Source organism: uncultured Marivita sp. (genome assembly GCF_947488135.1).
Classification (GTDB): domain Bacteria; phylum Pseudomonadota; class Alphaproteobacteria; order Rhodobacterales; family Rhodobacteraceae; genus Marivita.
Genome location: NZ_CANKYW010000032.1, coordinates 1 through 1454, shown reverse-complemented (window position 1 = coordinate 1454; position 1454 = coordinate 1). Strand labels below are relative to the sequence as shown.

Annotated in this window: 1 protein-coding gene; it reads right to left on the bottom strand. The window is 56.5% G+C overall.

The genetic code is table 11. The features are described from left to right. Positions 1-22 precede the first annotated feature (22 nt). Entirely contained in the window at positions 23-1381 is a 1359-nt protein-coding gene (locus Q1B16_RS22290) for an ISKra4 family transposase (RefSeq protein WP_299794627.1), read from the bottom strand. Between the last annotated feature and the right edge of the window lie 73 nt (positions 1382-1454).

Here is a 1454-nt window from a genome sequence, read left to right as displayed (position 1 = left end):
GGGAGTGGAAAGGATCTGGGGTTCAGGCGGCGTTGGAGCTGCGAGTCAACAGTCTTCCGTCCAGAACGGCCGCTCGAACCGTAGCGACTCTGTGGGCACCCCGTGGTGACCACCGCATCCGCTGCTTCCTTCCCATTCGGACATTGGCGATTTCGTTGACCAGGCCTTCGGCCCGGGATGTCGAGACAGCTTTTCCTTGCTTCCGCCGGTGCCCGTAGTTGACGAGAGCGGACAGGCTATGAGTCAAGTAGGTCTGGAGGTCCATCGTTCGACCCGCTGCCGACAGTGCCGCTTCCTTTGTGTCACCTGCAGCGCAATCGCGCGCCTGCATGGCAAACCGGAACAGAATTCCGAGTGCTTCCAGCGCACGGTGAGTCTGGCCATGCCAGATGCGCCATCGTAGCCGTTCCACAAGCGCCTCGACATCGAAGGTCTCGCTGTTTTCAAGCTGCGACAGCAAGGTTTGGAACGTTGTCTCTACGTGCCTGATGCGGGCGGATATGTGCCACCAATCGAGGATGTGTTCGACGTTTCCATTGATTGCGTTTCGCACAAGACGCGGAAGGGCGGGATCACCGTCGGACAACACTGTTATGGCTGAACCAGGGATCCAGCCTGCGGCTTTGAGATTGGACTTCAGGCATTCCAAGGGATGGTCAGCCCCTGCAAGACTCAATCCGAAACGGCGTTTATTGCCTGTTTTGGTCTCGATCGATCCGACAATTACTTCAAAGTTCCGCCGTTGATATTCGGGTCTTGAGCGGACATAGGCGCTGTCCAGAAACACTGTCATTTCAGATTTACACGATTGAACCTCCGGGTCCTTTTGGGTTTCGTCACATCGGGCTTCCAAGCCGTCAGCGACCGAGGCAAGGCGGTTGCGAATTGTCGTGTGGTTTTGTCTGGCGCATGGTGTCATCGCATTCAGAATCCGCGCGGCCTCGCGAAAACTGTGTCGCGCGGCCAAATCGGCCTGCAGCTTGCAAAGCTCTGGTGTCGCATTTCCGGGGAGCAAGCGCGTGAGTGGCGAGAAAGCCGTTGTGCAGTTTGGAAAACCCGGGAAACGGCACATGCAGATGCGGATCCGTGGTGCCTCGACGGTTACACGGCCGAACAGAGTGTCTATCCGACGCGACCGGCGATCATGTATGGGCAAGTAGGTTTGGCAGGTCTGGCAAACCCGCTCAATCTCACTGATTTCCTCTACTTGATCTTGCAGAACTGCCCTTTGGATCTCTTTCAGGATTGCCTTTCCTTCGGCAAGGCTTAGCCCGAAATCCTCCGCGCATGCCTCTGTCGAACGCCGTTCAAGAACACCGACATCATGAACCCGACGCTCGCCCCAGCCAAATTCCGTTTCGATCCTAATTCGTACTTTCATCGTTAACTCTCCTGTCGTGACAGCAGGAGACTAGGTCGCTCTCGATCTGAAACCCCAGAACTTTTCCACTCCC

What these genes read in the sequence shown, in the direction of transcription:
- Q1B16_RS22290 (WP_299794627.1), bottom strand. Translation starts at nt 1,381, where the DNA reads ATGAAAGTACGAATTAGGATCGAAACGGAATTTGGCTGGGGCGAGCGT.